1 protein-coding gene is annotated in these 825 nt (G+C 57.7%); it reads right to left on the reverse strand.

Annotation, left to right across the window (positions count from 1 at the left end; genetic code table 11):
• Positions 1-332 precede the first annotated feature (332 nt).
• Positions 333-464 carry a hypothetical protein gene (locus IXC47_RS19500; RefSeq protein WP_268247273.1) on the reverse strand — a complete coding sequence of 44 codons (132 nt, stop codon included), beginning with the start codon at positions 462-464 and terminating at the stop codon, positions 333-335.
• Between the last annotated feature and the right edge of the window lie 361 nt (positions 465-825).

Genomic DNA, 825 nt, shown 5'->3' on the forward strand with positions numbered 1-825 from the left:
GTCCTTGCATTTGCAGTGGGGCAGACACCCTACGCATGGATGCGCGGGTGATAAGCCGTGTTTCTCGGACGAGAAGCGCCGTAGGTGCCGCCGCCGCCAAGAGCCGCAAGTGTGTTGGCCGTAATTCCAGATTCTTGGGATATGAAGTAGCCCTGGCCATATTCAGCAATATTCGGGACGGGTTCATATCCAAGATGCGATCTGGTAGTTGCCGAATCATTGTTCGGATATGTCGACAAAGTAAGCATTCCATTGCCGCCGTTATCCAGCACTTGAATCGAGCCTTTCTGTACAGACCCGAGCGCTCTCGCATTTGCAGTGGGGCAGACAGCCTACGCATGGATGCGCGGGTGATAGGCGGTATTGAGGCTGCGGGTTTCGGTACCGCCGATGGCATAAGTGGTGCCGCCCACTGCGAGCGAGCCAGGTTGTCCTGCCCCGCCTGCAGTGTTGTTGTAAGCCAATCGGTCAGTAATCCCGCCAGCCGCCGTGTTGATCGTATGGCTATGCGATCGGTATGCATCCGACTGGCGCGAACCAAGCGTTCTCGCATTTGCAGTGGGGCAGACAGGCTATGCATGGACGCGAGGGTGAAAGGCAACACTGACGGGAGCCGTTTGCTTACCCGTTCGCGGAGTTCCATTTGTACCGTCCGCGATTGGGCTGCGTACTTGAGTCAAGTTCATCACGGTAGATGCTCCGATCTGCCAACTGCCCGAGCTGCCGCCGCCGCCGATGCCCGTCCCCAAAGATCCATTAGGGTCGTGCCAGTGCCCCTGCAGCGTGTCGGCCTTGAAGCTACCCATAGTCCTTGCATTTGCAGTG

This window comes from Herminiimonas contaminans (assembly GCF_015645465.1).
Taxonomy (GTDB): Bacteria; Pseudomonadota; Gammaproteobacteria; order Burkholderiales; family Burkholderiaceae_D; genus Oxalicibacterium; species Oxalicibacterium contaminans.